Genomic DNA, 21,480 nt, shown 5'->3' with positions numbered 1-21,480 from the left:
GCCCCGTATGTTCGACACCGTGCGCGACGACCTGCGCGCCACCCTCGACGAGATCCGCGCCGCCGGCCTGCACAAGCCGGAGCGCGTCATCGGCACCCCGCAGTCCGCGACCGTGAACGTCACCGCCGGCGGCCGCCCCGGTGAGGTCCTCAACTTCTGCGCCAACAACTACCTGGGCCTCGCCGACCACCCCGAGGTGATCGCCGCCGCCCACCAGGCCCTGGACCGCTGGGGCTACGGCATGGCGTCCGTCCGCTTCATCTGCGGCACCCAGGAGGTGCACAAGGAGCTGGAGGCGCGGCTGTCGGCGTTCCTCGGCCAGGAGGACACGATCCTCTACTCCTCCTGCTTCGACGCCAACGGCGGCGTGTTCGAGACGCTGCTCGGCCCGGAGGACGCGGTCGTCTCCGACGCGCTGAACCACGCGTCGATCATCGACGGCATCCGGCTGTCCAAGGCGCGCCGCTTCCGCTACGCCAACCGCGACATGGCGGACCTGGAGCGCCGGCTGAAGGAGGCCGCCGAGGGCGGCGCCCGCCGCACGCTGATCGTCACCGACGGCGTCTTCTCCATGGACGGCTACGTCGCCCCGCTCGACGAGATCTGCGACCTCGCCGACCAGTACGGCGCCATGGTCATGGTCGACGACTCGCACGCCGTCGGCTTCGTCGGCCCCGGCGGCCGGGGCACGCCCGAACTGCACGGGGTGATGGACCGCGTCGACATCATCACCGGCACGCTCGGCAAGGCCCTCGGCGGCGCCTCCGGCGGCTACGTGGCCGCCCGCGCCGAGATCGTCGCCCTGCTGCGCCAGCGCTCGCGTCCGTACCTGTTCTCCAACACGCTCGCCCCGGTGATCGCCGCCGCCTCGCTGAAGGTCCTCGACCTGCTGGAGTCGGCCGACGACCTGCGCGTCCGGCTGGCCGAGAACACCGCCCTGTTCCGCCGCCGGATGACCGAGGAGGGCTTCGACATCCTCCCCGGCGACCACGCCATCGCCCCGGTGATGATCGGCGACGCCGCCCGCGCCGGACGCATGGCGGAGCTGCTGCTGGAGCGCGGCGTGTACGTGATCGGCTTCTCCTACCCGGTGGTGCCGCAGGGCCAGGCCCGCATCCGCGTGCAGCTCTCGGCGGCGCACTCCACGGACGACGTGAACCGCGCCGTGGACGCCTTCGTCGCGGCCCGTGCGGAGCTCGACGGCTGAGCGTCGCGCCCCGCTCCGTTTGAGACAATCGATCCCATGATCGAAGCGCGGCGGCTCCACATCCTCCGTGCGGTGGCGGACCACCGCACGGTCACCGCGGCGGCCGCCGCGCTGTACCTCACCCCCTCGGCCGTCTCCCAGCAGCTCACCGCGCTGGAGCAGGAGACCGGCCACCGCCTGGTCGAGCGCGGCGCCAAGGGCGTACGGCTGACCCCGGCCGGGGAGATCCTGCTCAGCCACACCCACGCGGTCCTCGCCCAGCTGGAGCGGGCCGAGGCCGAGCTGGCCGCGTACGGGGCGGGGGAGGCCGGCACCGTCACGGTGGCCGCCTTCGCCACCGGCATCGCGCAGGTCGTCGTGCCCGCGGTGGCCCGCCTCGCCCGGTCCGCGCCCGGCATCCGCATCCGGGTGCAGGACGCCGAGGGCGACGCCAGCCTGCCGATGGTCCTGGACCGGCAGGTCGACGTCGCCGTGGCGGTCGAGTACCGCGGGGCGCCGCCCGCCGACGACCCGCGCCTCACCCACGTCCCGCTGTACGCCGAACCGTTCGACGCGGTCGTCCCCGTCACCCACCGGCTGGCCGACGGCCCCGAGGTGCCGCTCGCGGAGCTGGCCAAGGACCCCTGGATCGGCCCGTACCCCGGCAACCCGTGCCATGACGTGGTCGTGCTGGCCTGCGAGAACGCCGGGTTCCAGCCCCGTCTCGAACACTCCTCGGACGACTTCCGCGCGGTCGTCGCCCTCGCCTCGGCCGACGTGGGCGTGGCCCTGGTGCCCCGGTCGGCGCTGCGCGGCATGGACCTCACGGGTGTGGTGGTGCGTCCGGTCGACGGGGTGGCGCCCACGCGCCGGGTGTTCGCCGCCGTGCGCCGGGGCGCGGAGGGACACCCGTTGATCCGCCCGGTGCTCGACGCGCTGCGCGCGGCCGCCGGAGACGCCTGAGGGCCCCTTCCGGGCCGCTCTTATCCGGGATATCGTCCCGGATATGAAACAGGAGGAACGGGTCGCCCCCGATCCCGTCGATGTGCGCCTGGGCGCCCGGCTGGCCGAGCTCCGGGCCGAACACGGCTGGTCCCTGGGGGAGTTGGCGGAACGCAGCGGAGTCAGCCGGTCCACGCTCTCCCGGGCCGAGCGGGCCGAGACCAGCCCCACCGCCTCCCTGCTCAACCGCCTCTGCGCCGTCTACGGCCGCACCATGTCCCAGCTGCTCAGCGAGATCGAGGCGGAGCCCGCGCCCGTGGTGCGCGCCGCCCGCCAGCCGGTGTGGCAGGACAGGGCCTCCGGCTTCGTCCGCCGCTCCGTGTCCCCGCCGCACGCGGGACTGCGCGGCGAACTCGTCGAGGGACGCCTGACCGCCGGCGCGGACATCCCCTACGACCGGCCGCCCGTCCCCGGTCTGGAACAGCACATCTGGGTGCTCGAAGGCGCCCTCGCCGTCACCGACGGGGACACCGAGCACCGCCTCGGCGAGGGCGACTGCCTCCGGCTGCGTGTCTGGGGTCCCACCCGCTTCCGCTGCCCCGGCCCCGAGGACGTGCGGTACGTGGTGGCGGTGGTGCGGCCGTGATCGTCGAACGCCCTGACGCCGCCCGGCTGCTGGGCATGACCGACGCGTTGGCCGAGCTGCTGGCCGACACCGTGGACGGGGGCGCGTCCGTCGGCTTCCTCGCCCCGCTCGGCCGCGCGGCCGCGACCGCCTGGTGGACGGAGCGGTGCGCGTCCGTCGCCGCCGGCCGGCTCGCGGTGTGGACGGCGTACGAGGAACCCGGCCGGGTGCTGGGCACGGTGAGCCTCGCCCTGCCCGCCGACAAGCCCAACAGCAGGCACCGCGCGGAGCTGGTGAAGCTGATGGTGCACCGCACGGCCCGCGGGAAGGGGCTCGGACGCCGGCTGCTGACGGTCGCGGAGGAGGCGGCGGCCGCGGACGGCATCACCCTGCTGCACCTGGACACCGAGACCGGCAGCCCCGCCGAGCGCCTGTACCGCGCGTCCGGCTGGACCGAGGCGGGTGCGATCCCGGACTACGCGGCGGACCCGGGCGGGGTGCTGCGGTCCACGACGCTCTACTACAAGCGGCTGCCGTCGCCTCCCCCCGGGTGATTGTCGGTGGCGGCCGCTACCGTGCCTGCCATGCCGGATGCCGAAGACGTACGACGGATCGCCCTGTCCCTGCCGGACACGACGGAGAAGACCGCTTGGAGCATGCCCACGTTCCGGGTCGCCGGGAAGATGTTCGCCACCCTGCCGGAGGACGAGACGTCCATCGCCGTGCGCTGCCCGAAGGAGGAGCGGGACGAACTGGCCCTCGCCGAGCCGGAGAAGTTCTGGATCGCCGGCCATGAGGCGCAGTTCGCGTGGGTGAGGGTCCGGCTGGCGGCGCTGGAGGGCGAGGGCGAGCTGCGCGACATCCTCGCCGACTCCTGGCGGCAGGCGGCGCCGTCCCGGCTGCTCGAGGCGCACCCCCGGCTGGGGCTGGCGCCGGAGGGCTGAGGGCTTCGGGGCCAGCGGCCCCATCCGGTTGTCAGTGCCCCGTGGCATGATCCCGATCACGCGTGGCCGCCGGGTCCGGAGGGGGGTCCCGGCGGCCGCACCGCGCGTGTCCCGTGCCCGAGCAGCGGGTCAGACGCCGACGGGCACGCTCCCGGCGGTGAACCGGGCGATCCGTTCGCGCAGCGACCGCGCGTCCAGACCGTGCGCCGCGAGGTGCTCGTCGAACTGCCCGTAGCGCCGCAGCTCCCCCCGCCCCACGCCCAGCCCCAGCACCCGGTGCGGCACGTCGGCCAGCGCGTCGTTCGCCGCGCCCGTCGAGGTGCCCGCCAGGTACGGCTCCACCAGCACGACGTCCGTTCCCGCCGTCGCGGTGGCCCGGCGCAGCGCGGTCGCGTCGAAGGGGCGCACCGTGGTGGCGTACAGCACGGTGACGTCCATGTCCTCCGTCGCCGCGAGCACGGGGTCCAGCATCGGCCCCACCGCGACCACCACTCCCGCGCGCCCTTCCCGGACGGTGAGGAAGTGCCGCCCGTCCACGGGCCGGCCGGCCGCGTTCGACTGCAGCGACAGCCGTACGTACACCTTGTCGTCACCGGCGGCCACCGCGTGCCGCAGCAGCGTCTCGGCCTCGTCCGGATGACCCGGCACGTGCACGGTCCAGCCGTCCAGGGTGTCGAGCAGCGCCACGTCGCCCGGCGCCATGTGGGTGTAGCCGCCGGCGGGCCAGTCGAAGGACGCGGCGGCGCTCACCAGTACCGCGCCCACGCCCTGGTGCCCGAGATCCAGCTTGACCTGCTCGAACGGCCGCTCCACCAGGAAGCTGGCGAAGGTGTGCACCACGGGCCGCAGCCCGGTCAGCGCCATTCCGGACGCCGCGCCGACCAGCAACTGCTCCCGGATGCCGACGTTGACCACCCGGTCCGGGTGGCGGCGCAGCGCCTCGTCGAAGCGGTCCGCGCCGACCTCCGCGAGGACCACGGCGACCCGCGGGTCCTCGTCCAGCAGCCGGGTGACGACAGGGGCGAAACGATCACGCATGCTGTCCACGGGAATCGTCCTTTCGTTGAGTGGGGTGACGGGAGCGGGGCCGGGCGCTCATGCGTCCTTGGGCTCGACCCGGGCGACGACGACGTGCGGCCTGCCCGGGTGCGGGGCGGTGAACGCGGCGTACAGCGCCTCGTGGTCGCGGCCGTCGACCGTGCGGGCGGACCATCCGGCCGCCTCGAACCGCGCGGCGATCCCGCCCGGACGGGCGTAGGACGCCGAGGAGTTGTCGACGACGACCGTGTGCAGCCGGTCGAGGCCCGCGGGACCGGCGAAGGCGATCGCCTCGTGATTGCTGCCCTCGTCCAGTTCGGCGTCCCCGATCAGCGTCCACACCGCGGGGCCGGGCCGGCCCTGCGCGCGCAGCCCCAGAGCCGTGCCCACCGCGATCGGCAGCCCGTGCCCCAGCGATCCGCTGCCGATCTCCACGCCCGGCACCAGCGTCCGGTCCGGGTGGTGACCGAGCGGGGAGTCGTACGAGCCGAAGCCGGGCAGCCAGTCCACCGGCAGGAACCCCTTGGCGGCGAGCACGGCGTAGTACGCCATCGGCCCGTGCCCCTTCGACAGCAGGAAACGGTCCCGCCCGGGGTCGTCCGCGCTCCCCGGGTCCACCCGGAGCACCCGGTCGTAGAGCACCCACAGCACGTCCAGCGTCGACGTCGCCGCCGGCCCGTGCTTCTCGTCACCGGTCATCAGCTCCATCAGGCCGGGGAGCTCGGTGTATCCGTACGTCTGTGTGCGCTGTTCGGTGATCGTCATGCCGTCGATCGTGCGACCTCAAGTGAACTTGAGGTCAAGTGTCGCCCGGAGGTGCCGGGCGCGAGAAAACGGATGCGCGATCACCGTGCCGAGTGCGGTATGGTTTCCGTGCGCGTTCGGCCGGGGGGAATCCCCAGGTCAGACGGGCAACGGGACGTGGCGCAGCTTGGTAGCGCACTTGACTGGGGGTCAAGGGGTCGCAGGTTCAAATCCTGTCGTCCCGACGTGACGGACGTCGGAGGCCGCTTCGGGATCACCCGAGGCGGCCTCTTCCGTGTCCCCTCCTCCCGTGCCCGCCGCCCCCTCGCGCTCGACACAGCCGGACGAATCGTCCGCGTATGTCCTTGATGTCGCTTTCTTCGCTCTCTAACGTTCCGCCGGGAGACACCGTCGCGGTTCCGGACGTCCGCGGCACCGCCTGGGAAATGGGGTGTGGAGCGAGTGCACGCGAGGTGCGGACGTCACAGAAGGCCGCGACGCGCGCGGGCGCTGCTCGCCCTGACCGTGCTCGCCTCGACGCTCGCCGCCTGCGGCGGTGACGACGAGGGGGCCCGCCCCACCCTCAACTGGTACAACTTCCCCGACGACTCCGGCGCCCTCCAGGAGGCCGCCGACCGGTGCAGCCGTGAGTCCGGGGGCCGCTACCGGATCGTCTACAACAGGCTGCCCCGCGAGGCCGACGGCCAGCGCGAGCAGCTGGTGCGCCGGCTCGCCGCCGAGGACGACTCCCTCGACATCCTCGGCCTCGACATCACCTGGGCCGCCGAGTTCGCCGAGGCCCGCTGGATCCGCGAGTGGACCGGCGAGAACGAGCGCCGGGCCACCGAGGGCACCCTCGAGGTGCCGCTGCAGACGGCGACCTGGAAGGACAGGCTCTACGCCGTTCCGTACAACACCAACATCCAGCTGCTCTGGTACCGCGAGGACCTCGTGCCCACCCCGCCCACGACCTGGGCCGAGATGCTGGACATGTCCCGCGACCTGGCCCGGCAGGGCAAGCCGCACTACGTCGAGATCCAGGGCGCCCAGTACGAGGGCCTCACCGTCTGGTTCAACTCCCTGGTCAACAGCGCCGGCGGCTCCATCCTCAACCCGAGCGCCACCGAGCCGTCCCTCGGCCCGCCCGCCGTGCGGGCCGCCTCGATCATGCGGGACCTCGCCCGCTCGCCGGCCGCCGACCCCTCCCTGCCCAACCAGATGGAGGACCAGAACCGGCTGGCGATGGAGTCGGGGGTGGCGGCCTTCGAGATCAACTACCCCTTCGTCTATCCGTCGATGAGGAGCAACAACCCCGAGCTGTTCGAGCACTTCCGCTGGGCGGTCTACCCCCGCGTGGACGCCGACCGCCCCTCCCGGCCCACCATCGGCGGCATCGACCTCGCCGTCAGCGCCTACTCCCGCCACCCCGACCTGGCCTTCGACGCCGCCCTGTGTCTGCGGGACCGGGAGAACCAGCTCGCCGCGGCGCTCAAGGGCGGACTGCCGCCCACCCTGCGCGCCATCTACGACGAGCCGGAGTTCATGAAGGAGTACCCCTTCTCCAAGGAGGTCCTGGCCTCCCTGGAGTCGGCGAGCGTACGGCCGCTCACCCCCGCCTACCAGAACGTGTCGATCGTCGTCTCGCACACCCTGTCCCCGCCCTCCGGCATCGAGCCGGAGAGCGCGGTCTCCACCATCAGGGAGCAGATCGACGAGGCCCTGCGATCCGAGGGTGTGATCCCGTGAGCACCATGGCAGAGCCGGCGAAGGACGAGGCGAAGGCCAGGAGGGCGCCGTCGGCCGGCGCCCGGCAGGAGCGGCGGCTCGGCTGGCTGCTGTGCGCGCCGGCCGTGACCGTCATGCTCGCCGTGACCGCCTACCCGATCGGCTACGCGGTCTACCTGTCCCTCCAGCGCTACGACCTGCGGTTCCCGGACCGCGCCGAGTTCATCGGCCTGAGCAACTACGGGGCGGTGCTGACCTCCCCGTTCTGGTGGGACGCCTTCTGGGTCACGCTGTTCCTCACCGTCGTGTCCGTGGCCATCGAGCTGGTCCTCGGCATGGGCCTCGCCCTGGTCATGCACCGCACGATCTTCGCGCGCGGCACGGTCCGCACCGCCGTCCTCATCCCGTACGGCATCGTCACCGTCGTCGCCGCGTTCTCCTGGCAGTACGCCTGGACCCCCGAACTCGGCTACCTCGCCGAGCTGTTGCCCAGCGGGGAGGCCCCGCTCACCGAGCAGTGGCCGGCGCTGTGGCTGATCATCCTGGCCGAGGTGTGGAAGACCACCCCGTTCATGGCGCTGCTGCTGCTCGCCGGCCTCGCCCTGGTCCCCGAGGAGACACTGAAGGCCGCGATGGTCGACGGAGCCACCCCCTGGCAGCGGTTCACCAAGGTGATGCTGCCGCTGATGAAGCCGGCGATCCTGGTCGCCCTCCTCTTCCGCACCCTGGACGCCTTCCGGATCTTCGACAACATCTACGTCCTGACCGCGGGCGCCCACGGCACCGGATCCCTGTCCATCCTCGGCTACGACAACCTGTTCACCGCGCTGAACCTGGGCATCGGGTCGGCGATCTCGGTCCTGATCTTCCTCTGCGTCGGGATCATCGCCTTCACCTTCGTCAAGCTGTTCGGCGCCGCCGCACCGGGCGCGGAGGTGAGGCGCTGATGGCCGCCGCAGGCAGGTCGCACGCGACGCGGTGGGGCGTCGTCAACGCCGTGGTGGTGCTGTACGCCCTGTTCCCGGTGTGGTGGATCGTCGCACTGTCGTTCAAGGACCCCAGCACCCTCACCGACGGCAACTACATCCCCACCGACTGGACCCTGGAGAACTACCGCGGGATCTTCCGGACCTCCGAGTTCACCCGCGCCCTGGTCAACTCCATCGGCATCGCCCTCATCGCCACGGTGATCGCCGTCATCCTCGGCACCATGGCCGCCTACGCCGTGGCCCGGCTGCGGTTCCCCGGCAAGCAGGTGCTCATCGGGATGTCGCTGCTGATCGCGATGTTCCCGCCGATCTCCCTGGTGTCCCCGCTGTTCAACATCGAGCGGAGCATCGGCATCTTCGACACCTGGCCCGGGCTGATCATCCCGTACATGACCTTCTCGCTGCCGCTGGCGATCTACACGCTGTCGGCGTTCTTCCGGGAGATCCCCTGGGACCTGGAGAAGGCCGCCAAGGTGGACGGGGCGACGCCCGCGCAGGCGTTCCGGATGGTCATCGTGCCGCTCGCCGCGCCGGGCGTGTTCACCACCGCCATCCTCGTGTTCATCTTCTGCTGGAACGACTTTCTCTTCGCGATCTCGCTGACCTCCACCGAGTCCGCGCGCACGGTACCCGCCGCGATCGCGTTCTTCACCGGCAGCTCGCAGTTCCAGCAGCCCACCGGATCGATCGCCGCGGCCGCCGTGGTGATCACCGTCCCGATCATCATCTTCGTCCTGCTCTTCCAGCGGCGGATCGTCGCCGGCCTCACCTCCGGCGCGGTCAAGGGATGAGCCCGACGGCAAGGAGGCAGCATCCATGGCCGAGATCGTCCTCGAGGGAGTCACCAAGCGCTATCCCGACGGATCCCTCGCCGTGCGGGACGTGGACCTCGACATCGCCGACGGCGAGTTCGTGATCCTGGTCGGCCCGTCCGGGTGCGGCAAGTCGACCACCCTGAACATGATCGCGGGCCTGGAGGACATCACCGAGGGCACCCTGCGCATCGGCGGGCAGGTCGTCAACGACCTCGCGCCCAAGGAGCGGGACGTGGCCATGGTGTTCCAGAGCTACGCCCTCTACCCGCACATGAGCGTGCGGGAGAACATGGGCTTCCCGCTGCGGCTGGCCAAGGTGGACAAGGACACCATCGACCGCAAGGTCGAGGAGGCCGCCCGGGTGCTCGACCTCGTCGAGTTCCTGGACCGCAAGCCGGCCAACCTCTCCGGCGGACAGCGCCAGCGGGTGGCGATGGGCCGGGCCATCGTCCGCGACCCCAAGGCGTTCCTCATGGACGAGCCGCTGTCCAACCTGGACGCCAAGCTCCGCGTGCAGATGCGCACCCAGATCTCCCGCATCCAGCGCCGCCTGGGCACCACCACCGTGTACGTCACCCACGACCAGACCGAGGCCATGACCCTGGGCGACCGGGTCGTCGTGATGCGCCAGGGCGTGGTCCAGCAGGTCGGCACCCCCGCCGAGCTCTACGACACGCCCCGCAACCTGTTCGTCGCCGGCTTCATCGGCTCCCCGGCGATGAACTTCCTCCAGGCCTCCCTGACCCCGGACACCCTGCGCACCCCGCTCGGCGACCTGCCGCTGGACGACCGCATGCGCCGGGAGCTCCAGCGGCGGGACGCCCCCCGCGAGGTCATCGTCGGGCTGCGGCCCGAGGCGTTCGAGGACGCGAGCCTGGCCCGCGACACCGACGGCCCGGTCGTCACCGTCACCGTGGACGTGCTGGAGTCCCTGGGCTCCGACGCGTACGTCTACTTCAGCGCCGAGGGCGGCCCGGTGAGCACCGCCGAACTGGACGAGCTGGCCAAGGACTCGGGCCTGAAGGACACCGGCGCCGGGGCGGACCAGCAGATCGTGGCCCGGCTGGACGCGGCCACCCGCGCCCGGGAGGGCGCGCCCGTCGACCTGCGCCTGGACCTGTCGAAAGCCCACGTCTTCGACCCGTCGGACGGCGCCAACCTCACGCACCCGCAGAGCTGATCCCGCGGCGTCCGGACCGCTCCGCGCGGGACGGTCCGGACGCCGGTACGCCTCAGATCACGCAGCCCGCGTGCGCCAGCGCCTGCTTCAGCAGCACTCCGTGCCCGCCCGGCATCTCGCTCTGCACCGCCCGCGACACGGCCTCCTGCGGGGTGAACCACACCAGGTCCAGCGCGTCCTGCCGGGGCCGGCAGTCACCCGTCACCGGCACGATGTACGCCAGCGACACCGCGTGCTGCCGGGGGTCGTGGAACGGGGTGATGCCCTGGGTGGGGAAGTACTCCGCGACCGTGAACGGCTGCAACGACGCCGGCACCCGGGGCAGCGCCACCGGTCCGAGATCCTTCTCCAGATGACGCAGCAGCGCGTCGCGGACCCGCTCGTGGTGCAGCACCCGGCCGGAGACCAGGGTCCGGCTGACCGTCCCGTCGGGCCCGATGCGTAGCAGCAGACCGACGCTGGTGACCTCACCGCTGTCGTCCACACGCACGGGGACGGCCTCGACGTACAGGATCGGCATCTGGGCGCGTGCCTGCTCCAGGTCGTCGGAGGACAGCCAGCCCGGCGTGGTCTCGGTCATGTCAGACATTGTTTGATCATACTTTCGAGGGTCAGGGCTTCACGGCCACCGCGCCGTACTGGGGGACCACCAGAGGGGACCCGGGCTCGGCGCGCCACTGCGAGCAGGAGACGAGACCGGGCTCGACCAGCTCCAGTCCGTCGAAGAACGCGGTGATGTCCGCCGCGCCGCGGGCGGTGATCGGGGGAGTGGCGTTCGCGTTCCAGAACTCCATCGCGGGGACCTGGAGTTCTCCGCCCACCTCGGGGTCGAAGGTGGGGTGGGTGAGCGCCAGGAAACTGCCGGAGGGCACGGCCGCCATGATCCGGCGCACGATCTCCCGGGCCTTGTCCGTGTCCGACACGAAGTTGAGGATGCCGAGCAGCATCACCGCGACCGGCCGGGAGAAGTCCAGCGTCGCGGACGCCCGTGCCACGATGGCGTCCGGGTCGTGCACATCGGCGTCGATGTAGTCGGTGGCGCCCTCGGCCGTGCCGGTCAGCAGCGTCCGGGCGTGGACGAGGACGATCGGGTCGTTGTCGACGTAGACGATCCGCGCGTCCGGCGCGATGCGCTGCGCGATCTCGTGGGTGTTGTCCGCCGTCGGCAGTCCGGTGCCGATGTCGAGGAACTGCCGCACCCCGCGGTCGCGTGCCAGATACGTCACCGCGCGGCCCAGGAACTCCCGGTCCGCGCGGGCGATGTCCCGGATGACCGGGATGATCGACGCGACGTGGTCTCCGACCTGCTGGTCGACCTCGTAGTTGTCCTTGCCGCCGATCCAGTAGTTCCACACGCGCGCGTTGTGCGCCACACCGGTGTTCAGCCTCGCCGAGCCGCTCGTCGGGGTGTGGCTCTCGCTCAACGGTCTCTCCCTCTCCCTCGCCCGCGTCCGGCCCGTACGGACCGACCCGGCCATTGTGCATCGCGGTGATCACGTTGTCCCGGGAACGGAACGGGTCGCCCCGTGGAACGGGGCGACCCGTGAGGAAGGTGAGCGGGGGTCAGCGCGCCGCGGCTTCGCGCAGGGTGTCCTCGACGACGTCCTTGTCGAGCGCCGCGCGCACCAGGGCCGAGGACAGCACGGCCGGTTCCGTCCCGCCCGCGAGGCCGAGCAGCCGGTCCGGGTCCTGCGGCAGCCCCAGCCGCCCGGCGCCCTGCAGCGCCTTGGCGTCCACCTGAGGACCCGCCTCGGGCCACACCGCCTGCACCTCGCGCAGGAAGATGGCCGCGCCGGAGGGACCGACACCGGGGAACTCCCGCAGCAGGCGGCTCAGTTCGTCCACGTCGCCGTCCGCCTCGGCGCGCAGCCGGCGCAGGTCGCCGCCCCAGCGGCCGAGCAACAGCTCGGCCCCCTCGCCGAGTTGGGTGGCGGTGCGCTCGTCGTAGCGCCGGTAGCCGCCCCGGCCGAGGGCGTCGACCCGCTCCTGCCAGGACGCCGCTGCCATCCGGCGGGGGTCGCGCAGCCCCGCCTCGTGCAGGGCACGGGCGGTGGCCACGGCGACCGGCCCCCGGATGCGGGCGCTGAGCAGATGGGCGAGCACCAGCAGCCGGTACAGCGGCTGCGGGGTGTTCCGCAGGGTGATGCCCGCCTCGTGCGCGTACGTCTCGCCGTGCGCGTCGACGAGGGCGCGCACCACGGCCCGTTCGTCGTCGCGGCCTGCCACGGTCACGCCTTGAGCGGGTCGTGGCCCAGGCTCATCAGGCGGTGGCGGCGGTCCGCGTCCTCGGCCGCCGGCTCGTTCTCCAGGTCGGTCTCGCCGGTGACGGTGTCCACGACCTCCTCCATCACCCGCAGGTCGTCCTCGGTGAGGTCGGTGCGGCGCTTCTGCAGGATGGCCAGGACGCGCTGCCCGGTCTCGCCGCCCGCCCGGTCCGGCAGCGGCTCCGTCGTCTCGCCGGCGTCACTGACCCGCAGCCAGGCGGCCAGCTCGGCCGACGTCATGTTCACCACGCGGTGGAAGTCCTCCCACAGCGCGTCCACCTCGAGGGCGTCGCTCATCATGTGCCCCTTCGTTCCCGTACGTCGTGCGCCCGGGGGCGTCTCAGGACTCCCGCGGGTGGTTCTCCGCCTCGAACATCCAGCGCTGCTTCTCCAGGTCGGCGGTGATGGAGATCAGCAGGTCCTGCGTGACCAGGTCGGCCTTCTCGGTGGCGTCGATGCGCTCACGCAGCCGCGTGATCGCCGCGCCCAGGGCGTCCGTCATCACCTCGACGGCCTCCGAGTCGCGCAGCCAGCCCTCCGCGGGCGCCGGCAGGGAGAAGACCTTGGCGATCGTCTCCGGGCGGCCGTCCGGCGGCACGCCGAGCGCCGAGGCGCGCTCCGCCACCGTGTCCGCGTGCGTGCGCGCGGCCGAGACCACCTCGTCCAGCTGCAGGTGGACCGAGCGGAACCGCGGCCCCACGACGTTCCAGTGCGCCTGCTTGCCGATCAGGGACAGGCCGAGCAGGTCGATCAGGGTCTCCTGGAGGGCCTCGCCGGAGATCCGGCGGGCCTCGTCCGGAAGTGTGCTCCTCACGACGGTCATGAAGTGGTGTTCCTCCCAGTCGATGCGCTCGTGGCGCGAGGGCGGGACCCGCGTGCGGTGCCGCCGCGCGGGCCGCGCTCCGCGACCACTCCGTGAACGCGCGGGTACCCCGGCCCACCGGGACAAACCCGGTCGGCGGTACGGGAGGACCGGCCGTGACCTCCAGGATCTTCCCGGGGAGGGGCCGGGCGGTCTATAGTCCGAAACTAGCGGTGCTAATTAAGTGAGCCGCCGATTGGCAGCCCGGCCGTCGGCTTCCGGATCAGGAGTCCCTCGTGCGTCCCGTCCACTTCGCGGCCGCCCGCCGCACCCCCATCGGCAAACTGCGCGGAGCCCTCTCCGGCGTACGGCCCGACGACCTCGCCGCCGCGGTGATCCGCGGTCTGGTCGCCGACGTGCCCGCGCTGGACCCGGCCCGCGTCGACGACGTCCACTGGGGCGCCGCCAACCAGGCCGGCGAGGACAACCGCAACGTCGCCCGCATGGCCGCCCTGCTCGCGGGCCTCCCCGAGTCCGTCCCCGGCGCCACGGTCAACCGCCTGTGCGCCTCGGGCATGGAGGCCGTCACCACCGCCGCCCGCACCATCGCGGCCGGTGAGGCCGACATCGTGATCGCCGGCGGCTCCGAGTCCATGAGCCGCGCCCCCTTCGTGCTGCCCCGCCCCGACGAGGCCCTCCCGCACCGCGTCGAGACGCACGACACGCGGCTCGGCTGGCGGCTGGTCAACCCGGCGATGAAGGAACTGCACGGTCTGCTGGCCATGGGCGAGACCGCCGAGGAGGTCGCCGGCCGGTACGGCATCACGCGCGAGCGCCAGGACGAGTTCGCCCTGCGCAGCCACCGGCGTGCCGCCGAGGCCCGCAGACACGGCCACTTCGACGACGAACTGCTGCCGGTGACCCGACCGGACGGCGTGGTCGTCGACGCCGACGAGTGCGTCCGCGAGGACACCTCCCTCGAGAAGCTCGGCCGGCTGAAGCCGGTGTTCCGCGCCGGGGGCTCGGTCACCGCGGGCAACGCCTCCCCGATGAACGACGGCGCCGCCGGACTGATCCTGGTCAGCGAACAGGCCCTGAACGACCTGGGCCTGGAGTCGCTCGGCCGCTACGTCGCCGGCGGCTCCGCGGGCGTCCACCCGGACGTCATGGGCATCGGCCCCGTCCCCGCCACCCGCAAGGTGCTCGCCCGCGCGGGATGGGACATCGGCGACGTGCAGGAGGCCGAGTTCAACGAGGCGTTCGCCGCCCAGGCCCTGGCCTGCGTCGACCAGCTCGGCATCGACCCGGAGCGGGTGAACCCCGACGGCGGCGCCATCGCGCTCGGCCACCCGCTGGGCTGCTCCGGCGCCCGCATCCTCACCACCCTGCTGCACCGCATGCGCCGCACCGGCGCCGGACGGGGTCTCGCCACCATGTGCGTCGGCGTGGGGCAGGGCAGCGCGGTGCTGGTCGAACGGCACTGACGGACGGCCGCCGCGGCGGTCACCCGGCGGGACGCGCCGCACCGGCGGCCGGTGCCCGCACGTAACATCGGTCGCCGCATGAACACCATGACCCTCTGGGACCTCACCGGCTGGGAATTCGCCGCGCTGGCCTTCGCGGCCCTGCTCGTCGGGTTCTCCAAGACCGCCGTCAGCGGCGCGAACACGGTGAGTCTCGCCGTGTTCGCCGCCGTGCTGCCCGCCCGGGAGTCCACGGGCGTGCTGCTGCCCCTCCTGATCGCCGGGGACGTCCTCGCCGTGCTGACCTACCGGCGGCACGCCCACTGGCCCACCCTGTGGCGGCTGTTCCCGGCCGTCGCGGCGGGCGTGGTCGTCGGCACCGTCTTCCTGATGTGGGCGGACGACAGGATCGTGCGGACCTCGATCGGGGCGATCCTGCTGCTGATGGCCGGGGTGACGATGTGGCGCCGGCGCCGCGCCGACGCCGAGGCGGAACCCGACGGGGTCACCACCCGGGCGGGCCGTGCCAAGGCCCGGTCCTACGGCGTCCTCGGCGGTTTCACCACCATGGTCGCCAACGCGGGCGGCCCGGTGATGTCGATGTACCTGCTCTCCGCGGGCTTCCGGAAGCTGGGCTTCCTGGGCACCTCGGCGTTCTTCTTCCTCATCGTCAACACGTCCAAGCTGCCGTTCAGCGCGGGGCTCGGCCTCATCGACGCGGACTCGCTGCTGCTGGACGCGGCCCTGGTGCTGTTCGTGGTGCCCGGCGCGTTCCTCGGCACGTGGGCGGTGACCCGGATCAACCAGCGGCTCTTCGAACACCTGGTCATCGCGGCGACGGTGGCGGGGGGACTGCAGCTGCTGCTGCGCTGAGCGGCCGGGCTCCAGGCCCCGGACGGCGGAAGGTCCCGGGCGCGCGTGGGGCCGGTGCGGGCTTCGCGCGTGCGTGCCTCCGGCGCTCGGGCGTGCCCGTCCGGCCGGTCCGGGGTCAGGGGCCGGGCGGGCCGCCCGGTGTCGCCGTCTCCAGGCGGTCGGGCGCCTCGAGGCGCCGTGACGTGCGGCGGGGCCGGTGGAGGTGGCTCGGGGCCGCCGTGCGGCCGACTGTCGCGGCCAGCTTGCGCAGGCGGCGCCAGTCCAGCCGGGGCGGGCCCGGGGCGACACCGGGCCGTTTGCGCGGCACGCGGACCCGCAGCGCACCCGCCGCGATGCGGCAGCGCACGGGCGCGGGCAGCACCATCGCCTCGCCGTCGACACCCGCCTCGATCTCGTCCCGGTCCGCCTCGACGACCACCTCCGGCGCCGTCAGCACCGTCAGCCCCGCCGGGTCCGGGTTCAGCAGCAGCGCGGCGGCGCTGATCGCGCCCTCCACCCTCACCCCGAGGACGCCGAGCGTCCCCGAGTCCAGCCGCTCGCGCCGCCCGAGCCCGAACGGGTCGCCGGTGCGGTACGGGTTGTTGCTGACCAGCACCGCCTGCGGCGCGGTCAGCGTGGTGTCCCCGGCGCGGGCGACCAGCCGGGGCCCCTGCTGCCCGGTGAGCAGGTCCGGCAGCATCTCCAGACTCGTCCCGAGCTTGTCGTCGCGGTACGCGGGACTCTGCACGATCGCCGCGTACGCGCCGAACGACGCGTTGTTCACGAACGGCTGGTCCCCGGCGAACCCGAGGTCGACCCGGAGCTCCACCCCGTCCGTCAGCGCGTCCAGGCACGCCGCCGGGTTCCCCCGGTCCAGTCCGAGGTCCAGCGCGAAGTGGTTGCGGGTGCCCGCGCTGATCACCAGGAACGGGATGTCGTGCTCGGCGGCCACGGCCGCGACCAGCGCCTGCGTGCCGTCGCCGCCCGCCGCGCCCAGCAGGTCCGCGCCGTCCGCCACGGCGGCCCGCGCCAGCTCCGTGACGTCGTGCTGCCTGCCCGGCTCCAGCAGCACCACCCGCGCGCCCAGCCGCTCCGCCTTCTCCCGCAGCCGGAACCGGCCCACCTTGCCGCCGCCCGACCGCGGATTCATGATCAGCACCGGCTTCCGGGGCGGCGGCAGCCGCCGCTCCCGCACCGGGGCGTGCCCGCCGGTCCCGCGCAGCGCGTACCTGCCGCTCCACACCGCCAGAGCCCACAGCGCCAGCGACACCAGCAGCGCCCAGAACAGCGTCACCGCGAACAGCGTCAGCAGACCCGCCGGAACGCACACCGCGACCAGTGCGGCCCCCCACCGCAGCGGCCCGCGCAACGTCAGCGTCCACCACAGGGCCGCCGCGCTCAGCCCCAGCCCGGCCGCCCCCAGCACCAGGAGCAGCAGTCCGCGCAGCCCGCCGTAGACCAGGGGGGTCGCCACCGCGAGCGCCGCCGCGAGCAACGCCCCCCGCGCCGCCCACCGTTGGGCGTGATAGCCCCGCATGCTCCAGTCCACGGCCATGACTCCTTAGGTCGCCCGGCGTCATCGTAGGGCGAAGACGCACGGGCATGCGGGCCGACGGTGATCACCGGCGGACGGGCCGCCGCCCGGTGTCCGGGCCCCGGCCCGTACGCTCGGCGCATGTCCCCGCACGTGCTGATTCTCGGCGGTACCACCGAGGCGCGCAGGCTGGCCCCCGCGCTGGCCGCCCGCCCCGGCACCCGGACCACGACCTCGCTCGCCGGGCGCGTGACCCGGCCGGGCGCGCTCGACGGCGAGGTGCGGGTGGGCGGCTTCGGCGGCCCGGAGGGACTGGCGGCCTGGCTGCGCGAGGAGGGCGTGGACGCCGTCGTCGACGCGACCCACCCGTTCGCCGCGACGATCACCGCGAACGCGGCCCGCGCCACCGCCGCCGCGCGGGTGCCCCTGCTGGTGCTGCGCCGCCCCGGCTGGCGGCCCGGCCCCGGCGACCGCTGGCACCCGGTCCCCTCCCTGGAGGCGGCCGCCGCCCTGCTGCCCGGACTCGGGCGCCGGGTCTTCCTGACCACCGGGCGTCTCGGCCTCGCGGCCTTCGCCGGACTCGCGGAACTGAGCTTCGTCGTACGGTCGGTCGAACCCCCCGAGCCGCCGCTGCCCCCGCACACCCACGTCGTGCTGGCGCGCGGCCCGTTCACCGCGGCCGACGAGACGGCCCTGCTGCGCGAGCACCGCGTCGACGTGCTGGTGACGAAGGACAGCGGCGGCGCGGCGACCTCGGCGAAACTCACCGCCGCCCGCGACCTCGGCCTCCCGGTCGTCGTCGTCCGCCGCCCGCCCCTGCCCGACGGCGTCACCGCGCTCCCCGACGTGCCGGCGGTGCTGCGCCGGCTGGACGGCGTCCTCGCGCGGACCCGCGGGACCTAGCGTTCGCCGGGGGAGCGGCGCAGCAGATACGTGTCCATGATCCAGCCCTTGCGCTCCCGCGCCTCGGCGCGCAGCCGCTCGATGCGCGGGGCGGCCTCGGCGACCGGACCGGAGACCAGGATCTCGTCCGGGGTGCCGATGTAGGCGCCCCAGTAGATGTCCACGTCCTCGCCGGCGAAGGCGCGGAAGCGCTGGTGGGCGTCCAGCATCACCACCACGTCGTCCACCCCCTCGGGGAATCCCTCCTCCGCCAGCCGCCGTCCCGTGGTGATCTGCACCGGGCGCGCCACCCGGTTGAGTCCCGTGCGGTGCCGGGCGACGAGGGCCGACACACTGCTGACGCCCGGTACGACGTCGTGGTCGAAGGCGACCGTGCCCCGCTCCCGCACCTCCTCGAGGATGCCGAGCGTGCTGTCGTACAGCGAGGGGTCGCCCCACACCAGGAACGCGCCGGTCTCGTCCTCGCCCAGCTCCTCGGTGATCAGCCGCTCGTAGATGTCGGCGCGGGCGCTGCGCCAGTCGCCGACGGCGGGGGAGTAGGCGGTGCCGCCCGCCGAGCGGTCCCGCTCCGGGTCACGCGCCTCGACGACGCGGTACGCACGGTCCGCCAGGTGCGTCTCCAGCATGTCCCGGCGCAACCGGGTCAGGTCCGCCTTCGCCTCGCCCTTGTCCAGGAGGAAGAACACGTCCGTGTCCCGCATGGCCTTGACCGCCTGCAGGGTGAGCTGGTCGGGGTCGCCCGCGCCGATACCGATCACATGAAGAGTCCGCACGCCCCGAGTCTGCCGCACGCCCCCGGACGCGCCCGCACCGCACCCCCGGGTCAGGCGGTGCCCCGCAGCCGGGGGGCACGCGCACCCGGGTCCGGCGGACCGGCGTCCCCGCGCTCCACCTCCGCCGCCAGCTCCCGCGCCCAGGCGATCACCCCGGGCAGGTCGATCCCGTGCGGCCGGCTCTCCGCGCCCGCCGCCCACTCCTCGGCGGCGCCCGCCCCGCGCCGCAGCAGCCGCGCCCCGCCGGTCACGTTCCCGCGTGCGGCGTGCGTGAGCCCGACGGCCATCTGGGCCAGCCCCCGCCACAGCTCCCGCTCCCGCTCGGGACCCGACTTCCAGGCGTCCTCGAACACCTCGTGCGCGTGGAACGGCTTGCCCTCGTCCAGCAGCCGCTGCGCCTCGGCGACGCTCTCCTCCGGCCGCCGCACCACTCCTTCCGGCTGCCGGGGCACGCCCTCCTCGCCGTACGGCAGGGGCCGCCCGAGCCCGTCCCTCGGGCGTGCGTTGCGCGCCCGTCCCTCCTCGTCGCGGTCGCGCCCGGCGACCGCGCGGCCGGTGGACCGGCTGTCCGTGGATGTGCTGTCCGTGGTGCCCATACGGCCGATTGTGCCCCGGCTCACCGCACCGCTCACCGCACCGCTCACGGTCCGACTCCCCGCCCGGCTTCGGTCCGGCGCCGGATGTGCGGTAAAGTGCTCATCGCGCGATCACGCGGTTCACCCGCGCGACGCGCACCGGGACGTGGCGCAGCTTGGTAGCGCACTTGACTGGGGGTCAAGGGGTCGCAGGTTCAAATCCTGTCGTCCCGACGTGCGACGCAGCAGGTCGTCGGGCCGTATCGGAGTTCTCCGATACGGCCTTCGTCGTAGGGGCCGTCTCAGCGGAGCGTGATCCGGGCCGTCACCGGCAAGTGGTCGCTCCCGGTGGCGGGCAGGGCGCGGAGGAGGCCGACGGCCGCCGAGCGGGCCATCACCTGGTCGATCCGCACGAGGGGCAGCCCGGCGGGGAAACTGAACGCGAACCCGCGCCGCGGCACCTCCAGCCGGGACGTCAGCGGCGCCAGACCCCGGTCGTCGACCGTGCCGTTGAGGTCGCCCAGCAGGATCACCCGGTCCAGCGGCTCGGCCGCCACCGCCCGTCCCAGCAGGACGGCGCTCTCGTCCCGCCGGGCGGACGCCAGGCCCCCCGGCCCGATCCGCACCGACGGCAGGTGCGCCACGTACACCGCGACCTCGCCGCGCGGAGTCCCGGCCACCGCCCGCAGCCCCCGGCTCCACGGCTCGGTGAGGTCCGCCGGCTTGATGTCCACCGCCCGCGCGCCGCTCAGCGGGTGCCGCGACCAGAGCCCGACGGTGCCCCGCACCACGTGGTGCGGATAGCGCGCGCCGAGGACCCGCTCGTACGCCGGCAGCGCGTCCGGCGCCAGTTCCTCCAGCGCGATCAGGTCCGCGCCCGCGTCGACGAGGGCGCGGGCGGTGCCCGCCGGGTCGGGGTTGTCGTCGGCGACGTTGTGCTGCACCACGACCAGGTCGGGCGGCCCGGCCGCGTCCGCGGGCAGCAGCAGCCCGCCGAAGAGGCGGGTCCACACCGCGACGGGCAGCAGCACGGCCACCAGTGCGGCGGGCGCGCGGCGCAGGAGGCCGTGGAGGAACAGGGGGACGACGACGAGGCCGAGCCACGGCAGGAACGACTCCAGCAGGCTCCCCACCCGGCCCGGCGTGTTCGGTACCGCGCGGTGGAACGCCAGCAGCCCCGCCGTCAGCACGGCGAGGGCCGCCGGCACCCGCCCCCGTACCGGGCGGGAGGTCACGAGGTCCACCGCCGCTCCCTCCGCTCGTCCGGGTGATCGGTCCGGGTGATCGATCCTGACGATCAGGACGAGCCGGGGCCGCCTCCCGGTTCACGGGGTCACGGTCTGACCAGCAGCTGGAAGTCGAACGAGTACCGGGACGCGCGGTAGAGGTGACTGCCGTACTCCACCGCCCGGCCCGTGTCGTCGTAGGCGGTGCGCCGCATGGTGAGCAGCGCCGCGCCCTCCTCCTCGTCCAGGCGGGACGCCTCCTCGGCGGTCGCCGAGCGGGCCCCTACCGTCTGGCGGGCGCTGTGCAGGGTGATGCCGGCCGCGCGCATCATCCGGTACAGGCCGGTCGCCTCCAGCCGGGCGCCGTCCAGGTCGAGCAGGCCGGCCGGGAGGTAGTTGCCGAGCAGGGCGACCGGCAGGCCGTGGGTGCGGCGCAGCCGCTCCAGCACGATCACCTCCCCGCCCTCGGGAAGCCCCAGGGCGGCGGCGACGCCGGGCGGGGCCGGGACGGTCTCGTTGCGGACGACCTCCGTGGTCGGGGCCTGCCCGGCCGCCTCCAGGTCGTCGTAGAGGCTGGTCAGCTCCAGGGGGCGGCGCACCTGGCTGTGCACCACCTGCGTGCCCACCCCGCGCCGCCGCACCAGCAGCCCCTTGTCGACCAGGGACTGGATGGCCTGGCGGACGGTGGGCCGGGACAGGCCGAGGCGCACGGAGAGGTCCACCTCGTTGCCCAGGAGGTCGCCGGGCGCGAGCACCCCGTCCGAGATCGCCGCTTCGAGCTGCTGGGCGAGCTGGTAGTACAGCGGCACCGGACTGCCCCGGTCCAGGGCGAAGTCCAGGGAGTGCAGCGCGGGGCCGGCCGCGGCGCGTGCGGGGTCACCGGTCTTCGCCATGGACGTG

At 73.6% G+C, this 21,480-nt stretch carries 24 protein-coding genes and 2 tRNA genes; 14 read left to right on the top strand and 12 right to left on the bottom strand.

What is annotated here, in order from left to right:
• Window positions 1-7: 7 nt before the first annotated feature.
• From C1708_RS04060 to C1708_RS04040, 5 genes are read left to right on the top strand one after another with little or no spacing between them, the layout of a single operon-like run.
• A complete protein-coding gene (locus C1708_RS04060) occupies window positions 8-1,207 on the top strand; it encodes a glycine C-acetyltransferase (RefSeq protein WP_106411339.1) in 1,200 nt (399 codons plus the stop codon).
• A 36-nt stretch (window positions 1,208-1,243) separates the two neighbouring features.
• A complete protein-coding gene (locus C1708_RS04055; protein WP_106411338.1) occupies window positions 1,244-2,149 on the top strand; it encodes a LysR family transcriptional regulator in 906 nt (301 codons plus the stop codon).
• A gap of 43 nt (window positions 2,150-2,192) precedes the next feature.
• Window positions 2,193-2,774, top strand: a complete 582-nt coding sequence (locus C1708_RS04050; RefSeq protein ID WP_106411337.1) for a helix-turn-helix domain-containing protein — start codon at window positions 2,193-2,195, stop codon at window positions 2,772-2,774.
• Complete coding sequence (locus tag C1708_RS04045; protein WP_241911150.1) at window positions 2,771-3,307, top strand: GNAT family N-acetyltransferase; 537 nt, start codon at window positions 2,771-2,773, stop codon at window positions 3,305-3,307. The genes C1708_RS04050 and C1708_RS04045 overlap by 4 nt, the downstream gene beginning before the upstream one ends.
• A gap of 30 nt (window positions 3,308-3,337) precedes the next feature.
• Window positions 3,338-3,697, top strand: a complete 360-nt coding sequence (locus tag C1708_RS04040) for an MmcQ/YjbR family DNA-binding protein (protein WP_198602392.1) — start codon at window positions 3,338-3,340, stop codon at window positions 3,695-3,697.
• Between the two features lie 129 nt (window positions 3,698-3,826).
• Here the strand turns inward: C1708_RS04040 and C1708_RS04035 are convergent, their stop codons facing one another.
• A complete protein-coding gene (locus tag C1708_RS04035; RefSeq protein ID WP_106411335.1) occupies window positions 3,827-4,744 on the bottom strand; it encodes a transketolase family protein in 918 nt (305 codons plus the stop codon).
• A gap of 48 nt (window positions 4,745-4,792) precedes the next feature.
• Window positions 4,793-5,500 (bottom strand): thiamine pyrophosphate-binding protein, encoded by a 708-nt coding sequence (locus C1708_RS04030; protein WP_106411334.1) that lies wholly within the window; start codon window positions 5,498-5,500, stop codon window positions 4,793-4,795.
• A gap of 150 nt (window positions 5,501-5,650) precedes the next feature.
• Here C1708_RS04030 and C1708_RS04025 point away from each other — a divergent pair.
• The 5 genes from C1708_RS04025 to C1708_RS04005 all read left to right on the top strand — a co-directional run bounded on the left by C1708_RS04025 (window position 5,651) and on the right by C1708_RS04005 (window position 10,188).
• Window positions 5,651-5,724: transfer RNA gene (locus C1708_RS04025), tRNA-Pro, on the top strand.
• A gap of 280 nt (window positions 5,725-6,004) precedes the next feature.
• Window positions 6,005-7,225, top strand: a complete 1,221-nt coding sequence (locus C1708_RS04020; RefSeq protein ID WP_106411333.1) for an ABC transporter substrate-binding protein — start codon at window positions 6,005-6,007, stop codon at window positions 7,223-7,225.
• A gap of 5 nt (window positions 7,226-7,230) precedes the next feature.
• Window positions 7,231-8,151: a carbohydrate ABC transporter permease gene (locus C1708_RS04015; RefSeq protein ID WP_198602690.1), complete on the top strand. Its 921-nt coding sequence runs from the start codon at window positions 7,231-7,233 to the stop codon at window positions 8,149-8,151.
• On the top strand, window positions 8,151-8,984 hold the full coding sequence (locus C1708_RS04010; RefSeq protein ID WP_106411331.1) for a carbohydrate ABC transporter permease: 834 nt from the start codon (window positions 8,151-8,153) through the stop codon (window positions 8,982-8,984). The genes C1708_RS04015 and C1708_RS04010 overlap by 1 nt, the downstream gene beginning before the upstream one ends.
• Before the next feature lie 25 nt (window positions 8,985-9,009).
• A complete protein-coding gene (locus C1708_RS04005) occupies window positions 9,010-10,188 on the top strand; it encodes an ABC transporter ATP-binding protein (protein WP_106411330.1) in 1,179 nt (392 codons plus the stop codon).
• 52 nt (window positions 10,189-10,240) lie between these two features.
• Here the strand turns inward: C1708_RS04005 and C1708_RS04000 are convergent, their stop codons facing one another.
• The 5 genes from C1708_RS04000 to C1708_RS03980 all read right to left on the bottom strand — a co-directional run bounded on the left by C1708_RS04000 (window position 10,241) and on the right by C1708_RS03980 (window position 13,275).
• Entirely contained in the window at window positions 10,241-10,768 is a 528-nt protein-coding gene (locus C1708_RS04000) for an NUDIX hydrolase family protein (protein WP_006130344.1), read from the bottom strand.
• A gap of 31 nt (window positions 10,769-10,799) precedes the next feature.
• Complete coding sequence (locus C1708_RS03995; RefSeq protein ID WP_106411329.1) at window positions 10,800-11,612, bottom strand: SAM-dependent methyltransferase; 813 nt, start codon at window positions 11,610-11,612, stop codon at window positions 10,800-10,802.
• A gap of 139 nt (window positions 11,613-11,751) precedes the next feature.
• Window positions 11,752-12,414 carry an HhH-GDP family DNA glycosylase gene (locus C1708_RS03990; protein WP_106416143.1) on the bottom strand — a complete coding sequence of 221 codons (663 nt, stop codon included), beginning with the start codon at window positions 12,412-12,414 and terminating at the stop codon, window positions 11,752-11,754.
• Window positions 12,415-12,416: 2 nt separating this feature from the next.
• On the bottom strand, window positions 12,417-12,749 hold the full coding sequence (locus tag C1708_RS03985) for a DUF3140 domain-containing protein (protein WP_106416142.1): 333 nt from the start codon (window positions 12,747-12,749) through the stop codon (window positions 12,417-12,419).
• A gap of 43 nt (window positions 12,750-12,792) precedes the next feature.
• Complete coding sequence (locus C1708_RS03980; protein ID WP_106411328.1) at window positions 12,793-13,275, bottom strand: Dps family protein; 483 nt, start codon at window positions 13,273-13,275, stop codon at window positions 12,793-12,795.
• Between the two features lie 275 nt (window positions 13,276-13,550).
• Between C1708_RS03980 and C1708_RS03975 the strand changes: the two genes are divergently transcribed.
• A complete protein-coding gene (locus tag C1708_RS03975; RefSeq protein WP_106411327.1) occupies window positions 13,551-14,738 on the top strand; it encodes a thiolase family protein in 1,188 nt (395 codons plus the stop codon).
• Between the two features lie 78 nt (window positions 14,739-14,816).
• Window positions 14,817-15,590, top strand: a complete 774-nt coding sequence (locus tag C1708_RS03970; RefSeq protein ID WP_106411326.1) for a sulfite exporter TauE/SafE family protein — start codon at window positions 14,817-14,819, stop codon at window positions 15,588-15,590.
• A gap of 115 nt (window positions 15,591-15,705) precedes the next feature.
• On the opposite strand, the gene C1708_RS03965 is transcribed toward C1708_RS03970, so the two are convergent.
• Window positions 15,706-17,124: a diacylglycerol/lipid kinase family protein gene (locus C1708_RS03965; protein ID WP_106411325.1), complete on the bottom strand. Its 1,419-nt coding sequence runs from the start codon at window positions 17,122-17,124 to the stop codon at window positions 15,706-15,708.
• A 120-nt stretch (window positions 17,125-17,244) separates the two neighbouring features.
• Here C1708_RS03965 and C1708_RS03960 point away from each other — a divergent pair, with 120 nt between their 5' ends.
• Window positions 17,245-18,006 (top strand): cobalt-precorrin-6A reductase, encoded by a 762-nt coding sequence (locus C1708_RS03960; RefSeq protein WP_106416141.1) that lies wholly within the window; start codon window positions 17,245-17,247, stop codon window positions 18,004-18,006.
• Here C1708_RS03960 and cobF read toward each other — a convergent pair.
• Together cobF and C1708_RS03950 are read right to left on the bottom strand one after the other, a co-directional pair.
• Window positions 18,003-18,779 carry a precorrin-6A synthase (deacetylating) gene (gene cobF, locus C1708_RS03955; RefSeq protein ID WP_106411324.1) on the bottom strand — a complete coding sequence of 259 codons (777 nt, stop codon included), beginning with the start codon at window positions 18,777-18,779 and terminating at the stop codon, window positions 18,003-18,005. The two genes, C1708_RS03960 and cobF, sit on opposite strands and share 4 nt — an antisense overlap.
• A gap of 50 nt (window positions 18,780-18,829) precedes the next feature.
• Window positions 18,830-19,375, bottom strand: coding sequence for a DUF309 domain-containing protein (locus tag C1708_RS03950; RefSeq protein WP_106411323.1), 546 nt, complete (start codon window positions 19,373-19,375; stop codon window positions 18,830-18,832).
• 139 nt (window positions 19,376-19,514) lie between these two features.
• Here C1708_RS03950 and C1708_RS03945 point away from each other — a divergent pair.
• Window positions 19,515-19,588: transfer RNA gene (locus C1708_RS03945), tRNA-Pro, on the top strand.
• A gap of 68 nt (window positions 19,589-19,656) precedes the next feature.
• On the opposite strand, the gene C1708_RS03940 is transcribed toward C1708_RS03945, so the two are convergent.
• Both C1708_RS03940 and C1708_RS03935 read right to left on the bottom strand, forming a co-directional pair.
• A complete protein-coding gene (locus C1708_RS03940) occupies window positions 19,657-20,598 on the bottom strand; it encodes an endonuclease/exonuclease/phosphatase family protein (protein ID WP_157951236.1) in 942 nt (313 codons plus the stop codon).
• Window positions 20,599-20,687: 89 nt separating this feature from the next.
• Complete coding sequence (locus C1708_RS03935) at window positions 20,688-21,473, bottom strand: GntR family transcriptional regulator (protein WP_106411322.1); 786 nt, start codon at window positions 21,471-21,473, stop codon at window positions 20,688-20,690.
• Window positions 21,474-21,480: the final 7 nt, after the last annotated feature.

Source organism: Streptomyces sp. DH-12 (assembly GCF_002899455.1).
GTDB lineage: Bacteria > Actinomycetota > Actinomycetes > Streptomycetales > Streptomycetaceae > Streptomyces.
The sequence above is the reverse complement of the archived record's forward strand: the minus strand, read 5'-3'. Positions and strand labels throughout refer to the sequence as shown.